This is a genomic window from Syntrophales bacterium (assembly GCA_030018935.1).
Lineage (GTDB): Bacteria > Desulfobacterota > Syntrophia > Syntrophales > CG2-30-49-12 > CG2-30-49-12.
This window is the reverse complement of the sequence record JASEGZ010000068.1, coordinates 1-7,314: the sequence shown is the minus strand read 5'-3', so window position 1 is coordinate 7,314 and position 7,314 is coordinate 1. Positions and strand designations below refer to the sequence as shown.

Genomic DNA, 7,314 nt, shown 5'->3' with positions numbered 1-7,314 from the left:
ATTCATAACCTCTTGATAGTCAATAATTTAACTTTTTGAATCGCGAACTTGGGTGAGGTAAATTCCACCTTGTTTGTCTGCCGCATATCCTGCCATTTTGTCTCACCAACCTTTCTGAAGGAGAGCATAATATCAGCCGGTACCTGCCGTATCGTCTTTTCCCACGAAATAGTCATCGCTGCATTCGGCTTATCGGTAGAAACGGTCAGTTGCCAGGTGCGTTGTTCGCCGACATTCATTGCCGGTTGATAATCCTGATTATATAGCCCGGCATTCTTTCCCCAGTCGCTATGCTCAAAATAAGCGGCTACGGTTTGTCCCATCATAGGTGGTTCAGAGCTATCCATAACATCCGCATCTTCTTTAGCCTCCTGAGCTGTTCCCAAAATAGTGCTTTTGTCTGAGGCACCCTCTGAAAATACCTCCAGACAAAGGTTAAATTGCAGTGTCGGGTTTGTCTGCTTGTTCGTCAATAATTTGGGTGCTCGCGGTGGCTTAAGGTAATCAGGCATCTCCATAGTTGCTGTGCCTACACCTGGCGGGGCTGGAATGATAAGCGTTATATTCGGCTTTTTAGTTTTCAGCCAATATCCATCCCATGGTTCCAATTTAGAACCACTTGTTCCAGCTTCATAGCTGTCTGATATTGGCACCTCACTCATATATGCCTCATCTTTGGTGACAATATCCCAACGGTAAAGTGTGCCTTCTATCAAACCATCGGAAACCGCTTGATTAAACGAAACAGCAGAGCCAGTCCCCTCACTAAATTCCAAATCCTCTACATTTACAGCCAGAATGAATGGATTACCAATTGCTTGCCAACCAACGGTATTCAGTTCGATTGAGATATTGTTGAAATTCGATGCCCCACCTACATCTACTATTACATCATCCTCAATCCGTGTCCAGTAGCCATTTCCTGTTTGTAAAGATACTTCACCAAGGTCAAACGGGTAGATTTTATAGCCACCAATCTCGGTTTTATACTGATAGAGTCTGAATGGGTTAATATCATCTCCAAGATTGACAAATGGTTCTGCCCGTTGTGGTGTAACAGGGACAGAGAAGAATTTCCATCCGGATGAACCTTTCTTTGTACTTTTTGCCACAAAATCTACCTTCTGCACATCCAGTCGAAAATACCTTGATAACTCACCTTCATTAACATAGCTGTAAATCTCTGTTAGCTCCGGGTCACCAGTTTGCGGATTGGTATTTACACTGGTTGGGTCAAGTGAGATATTATTTGTTACATTACCTTGACTATCAAATTCCACCAGTCGCATAACCTGATATTGTCGATTGGTTTTAGTCAATAGTAGTGATGGTTGCCAACTCAGCGTTACAGTCGCATACTTTTTGGCATTATCAACTACAAAGAACCAATGGTGTGATAATCTACCATCTGCCGGACGAATATCGCGTTCAAACTCCTTCTTCTGCCTGTCTAAATAACTCAACCGCATCTGGGAAGCCATTGTCGGCACTGATGGTGCATCCTTTTCATCCGTTCCGTCATTGGCACCATATTCTACCCCGGCCATATTATTTCCATCTAAAGCAATGCCATCGGTTACGCTTAACCCAATAGACCAAACTTGTTCAAAAGGTGCATCCTTGGTGCGGAATGTCCACATAAAGGCATTATCCAGTGGATTACCGGCTAAATCATGGACACCACGCTCGATGGATGTTTGTGTTCCAACGACTTTTTTCTCATCGGTTTTAATCTCAACCCGATAAAAGCCATATGGGGTAAATGGCACAATCGGCACGAAGATAGCCTTACGCAGAGCCGGGGAATAGGAGACATAGCCGGCCACCTGCTTATTGTTTTCCAGCAGGTCTGTTACCAAAAAGGTGCGGTCGGTAAAATCCGTTGCCCGCATATCATCGGTGAACAGCACACTCAACTCGCCCCGATAGATTCGCTCTGCCTCTGATGCCTGATAATCAGGGACACTGCACAAAACCGATGGCTTGCTCTCATCTACTAAGAAAACCATATCAGTCGGGTCCAAATCCGTATTGGGTTTGGTGGCTTTATCCGTAGCCACAGCCCGCAAGGCATACTCACCCACACCAAGCGTCTTGATCTCATCCTCTGTCCAGTGAAAGGTGAATTCCCTTCGCGGCGGCACACGGTCAAGATACTCAAACAGGGTGACCACAGAGGTATTCGTCCCTTCCCATTTCATACCTGACAGGTTTCGCCATGGCTCCCAAACCCCATCAGGCTGTTTGGATCGTATCTGGAGCTGAATCTTGGAAATATCCATATCACTGGACACAACCTCAATATCAAAGGGGTTTTCGGTTGGAAAGAGCACCGGGCTGATCCGTTCTCCGGAGTATGGAGCAACCACAATGGCTCGGGGGGCGCGCAGGTCGGCAAATTTGGGCTTTATCGTCAGGGAACGGCTGATCTGATCATCTGCCTCTTCAATAACCCCAATGACCGCTGAATATTCTTTCTCCTCTGAATTCTCCTGATCCATTTGTGGTGGATAGACAGAGACAACAATATCTGCGCATGGCGCCTGCTTGGAGAGTTCAACCCCATAAGGCCCTGCATCCCCATTGAACCTGACAGTCAAATTATTTTTGTTATCAGCAGGTGAAGCATAGAGCAGGAAACCAATCCCTGAGGATTTTAATTCCCGCTGACCATTATATGTTAGTTTCACCTTATAATGCGCTCCATCCTGATAGTCAAAGGTGCCAGTCGTATCCTTAATCAACTCCATAACAACATCAACCGCCTTGTTCGTCCCCGGCTCCCAGGGATCAGAGGTTATACAACCCGGTTCAGCAAAGAAGAGAGGCGTTCCCCACCTGGGGTCTTCATAGATACGGGTAGAATAGTTATCTCCAACATCATCATCATGAAGCACAAACCCCACGCCCTGCTCTGCCGCATAACCACTCTCCCATTCACCACCCAGGCCAACACCGCTGCCCCCAGGATAGATTCGCTCCTGCATCAAGTGACATCTGCACACCCGTTTGTATACCGGGTAACCATTTTTTTTCGCCCAAAACTTGATTGTCTTTGTGCCGGCCAGGGTAGCTGATCCCTGCCCTTCTCTTTTCGGCAGCCCACCAAACATAGTATAAATTCCCTTCTCCCCACCAACAAATATTTCCTGAACAAGGGGTGGATCATGGGTCATCATACTCACCTCATCGCGGACAAAGAGCGTGAAATCCTTCACAGGATGTCCGTTCGATGTAGCGGTAACAGTATAGGTATGCGCCCTTGGCTGCGGTGGATAGTAATACATATACCCCTCTGGATTATCGTCTTTATTTAGACCAAATTGCTCCAGGAATTCATCTGGCAGATCGAAGAGCCTGGTCCTGGGACTTACGGTAAGTTCGATCGGGCTGGGTATGACCATAGCCACGGCCCGATTGGCATCAATTAAATCAACCTCTTTTGTCTCAGGATTAGCATCTATTACCTTTATTAAGTATTTTCCGGGATTTAAGGTGAACACAAACCTGCCGTCTGCCTCATCGGATAGCCCTTCTGCCTGTCCGTTGTCACCACTGATGATCACTGTTTTGCTGCCAACTGCATATCCACCGGAATCCTGAACAAAGACAGTCAACCTCCGAGTGGTATAATTGATGAAATCAATATCGGTTCTGGTGTCCTTAATGGTGACTAATTGAGTATTTTCATCATAGCCCTGGATCGTTTCCTTAATCCGGATATCGCTACCCTGCCTTTCAGCCAAAAAGAGGTATTTCCCGGCAAAGAGCGGCAGGCTGTAATTGACACCAGTGCTAAAAAGTGATTTTTTGCTGGGTGTGCTCTCGATATTACTGCCGCCGCCTACTGGCTGGGCTTTAATTTTAACACCGTCCACCAGCACATCCTGGCCGTTCTTTTGGATGCTGTAGATGACCCTGCCGCCAACCGGATAAACGCTGATATCCACAAAATCTGTGGCCAGGTTATTCGGGCTGTCTAAGGTAAGCTCGGTGTGCCGGATACTTGTCTCGAATTCATGGGCGTTATCTCCTGTGCCTTTGCTTGCCCGGATTTCATAACTGCCCAAAGGAAGATGGCTAAACTCGTAGTAGCCGTTGTCGTCTGTTAAAGATTGAAGAATGCCATCCCCAATGGTAATAAGGCTATCATCCTCGTCTGCAATCCGGTTTAAGACATCTTTGTCCACATGGGATGAGGTGAGGGTCAGCTTTACATCCTTAACTGGTGTGCGAAGGTCTGCGGCCTTCACATACCAGGCAATCTTACCGTCTATTATCTCTACCTGTGTTGTCTGCACAGAACTCCATTTACCGTATTCCGATTGCACCATCAGGCTGACCATATACTTGCCTGCCTTTTCAAAGCTGTGGGTTGGGTTATAGATACCCCGCACACTTGCCGGGTGGCCTGAGACACCCCAGCTCTCCGAACCCATATTAGTAAGTGTGCCAGAATACCCGGAAGGAGATAGATCATGGACAATGGTGCCTGTCCCCTCCTCAAACCGCCAGTAACCTACAAGGCCTGTCTCCTTACCTGTCATCCCCTCCTTGTATTTTACAACCTCTTCACCGGTGAGGGCCTTGTTCCAAACAGCCACCTCGTCTAAAGTGCCGTGAATGGTGTTCGGGTGATTATAACCCATTTGAAACCCTCCCCAGGCCTGTGGCATATCCATACCGGTCTTTTCAGCCAATAAGACACCATTCTTAAAAGGTTGCAGTCCCATTATCAAAGGTGAAGGCAAGGTGCTGCCATTGATTGAGTTGCAGGGTGCCATTGGGTATATTAGTTGGGGTAAATCTCGTCCCCCAACCGATTCCCGTATATATTCCGCCATCTTTTGTGGTATGGAAAACGAATCCATTCCACCCATTGGCAGCCATTATATGTTGATTCCAATTCGTGTGCGATAAGGGATAGAGCCACCAGCTGACTGTAAAGGCTGTCGGCTGCCAGGTAAGACCCGGGATATCCACATAGTCATTTTGCCCGTCAAACATAAGCCCCCCATCCACACCTGCAAAGACCCACTGCCAGTCCTTGATATGGCCGACATCATCAGACTCCTTAAAGTCCGGGGGATTGCCGCTGAATTGGATGGGCGAGAAGTTGCCGCCTGCGATACCTCCTTTATAAGGCCCGCCGGGCATGGCCGTGGGTTTGCCTGCTTCGATGGTAGCATTTGTAGTTTTGCTGTTGGTTAGCTTCAACCCCTCGGATGTGGTCACAGTGGCCACAACCTTGAGTTCGTAGCTGCCCTCTGCTGTCCAGGTATATTCTGCCTCACCATTGCTGTTAGTGCTCACACTGGTGCTGGTGGTGCCAACATACCACTGATACTCGATTGATTGGCAAGAAGGATAGGCTGTCTTGTTGATTGAGCAGGCAAGCGAAACAGGCTTGTTCGGTTTACCTGTGTATGGGCCCTGCGGATTCACATTTAGGGTATCGTATATTTTCAGATCAAACACCTTTGCCGGATCACTTTCCACCCCATAATTGGTGACCGCCTTACAGCGGATATTGCCGTTTAAGTTGGAGCTGTTCCATATATGCGAGACCACCTGACCAGCCGTCTGTGTCGCCCAGTTATCATTCATATCCCAGAGGTATTTTTCAATCGCCTCATTTCCATTGAGGTTGGCATCTGCCATCAGATAGACAGGCTTACCCACAACCCCCACATATTTTCCGTTATACCAGGAGACATCCGCAGACTGCGGCGGTGTATTTTTAACCTCTGGGCGGTTCCAGGCACGGACCGGAATCGTGAGAGAACCCGACCACACCCCCTTAGAATCAATTGTCCTGCAATAGAGTGTGTATTCACCTGCATCAGAAAAGCTCGTGTTTTTCTGCGGATTGGTTATCGGATTACCAAAATCAGAATTGCCCGGTAATTTCCATTGGTAGCCGGCAAGTGTTGCCCCAGGAAAAACAGGATTCCCTCCGGATGCCACTTCAAAACGAACATTAGCATTTAGAGCGACATTAACCCTGCTGTTTGCTCCCTGGGCAGGACTAACATAGGTGGGTTTGAGTATCAGGTCGTATGCCCTGGCTGAAACAGAAACCCCTATCTCCTCAAAGGGCAATGTAAGATTGAAGTTACCGAAGTAATCTCTATAATCTGTGTGCTCGTAACCCTCAGGAGGCTCAACCCACACATCAACATTCTCGGTCATACCACCCCCAAGCTCTCCTGATGACTTTGAGAACTTTATCCACATGTAAGGGGATGAGCTGATTGACCAACTCTGTTTTGTAAGAGCGTCGCCGGTATTCTTGAAGATTAAGGTCTTCTTTTGCGATTTATTATAAGCCTTAGCAGAATCATTCGTCGCAAGATAGACATTGCCAAAATCGAACCCCCCCGAAGGCGTTATCACCTCCACCTTCGGCGCCCTGAGCACAAGGCACGGGTCATAAAACCAGGCATCAACCTGATTCTCCCCATAGTTGCGATGGGCTGCCATTTTGACCCGGATTTTTCGTGTGCCTTCGGGTAAGGGTTTATCTTTGATCTCAAATTTAGTCCAATCTCCGTTGTGCCAGTTAGTGGGATATTTCCCAAGTTCATTCCCTGAGCCATCATAAAATGTTATCTCAAACCATCCGTCGTCAGTATTGTTAGGCCATGAATCCTGTCTCTGCCCCCTAACCCATCCGCTAAAGCTCATCTGGACACATTTGCCATCGATTGCCCCGACATATTGTGAAACATCCACATCCTGATACGCATCTGACCAGACGCCACCACCACCCTGACCTCCACCACGAAAACGCCAATAAACATCGTGCTGTCTGGTAAAACCATTGCTTGTTATCCAGTAATTCATGTTAGTATTTGGAATGGGATTCTTGATCAGATTCCCTGTCACTACATCCCCCGCGCAAGCCCAATCAGCCCCCAGAACCAAAACCATCATCACCGCTCCCATCAAACCAAACCCCATTCTCTTCAAACTCCGATACATCTTCATATATTTTTGCCTTGCAAAAATATCAGTATTAAGGGAAGTATCCCTTAACAATCCCTCTAAATCCGAAACAACCCCCAATACCTTTTCTAAACCATAAAACCTTTCCATTTCTTCCACCTCCATTTTTCAGATACTGACTAATATATACCCCCCCAAAGAAAGTCAATTTTTTTGCGTCAAGTACTTGTGTGGTAAGAAATTCTTTGCTTCACTCAGAATGGCAGATCGACGAGGCATATAGGGTTTACCCCTCGAATCCACGTTGAACCTTAAGAAATTGCTTTTGAAGCAGAGTAAACAATTTCCCCAACACGGTCGATATGG

The 7,314-nt window shown here is 47.2% G+C and carries 2 protein-coding genes; both read right to left on the bottom strand.

Annotated features, from left to right (window positions below):
- Nucleotides 1–2: 2 nt before the first annotated feature.
- Complete coding sequence (locus QMD03_09655) at nt 3–4,649, bottom strand: PKD domain-containing protein (GenBank protein MDI6777476.1); 4,647 nt, start codon at nt 4,647–4,649, stop codon at nt 3–5.
- Nucleotides 4,650–4,713: 64 nt separating this feature from the next.
- A complete protein-coding gene (locus QMD03_09650; protein MDI6777475.1) occupies nt 4,714–7,098 on the bottom strand; it encodes a LamG domain-containing protein in 2,385 nt (794 codons plus the stop codon).
- Nucleotides 7,099–7,314 lie beyond the last annotated feature (216 nt).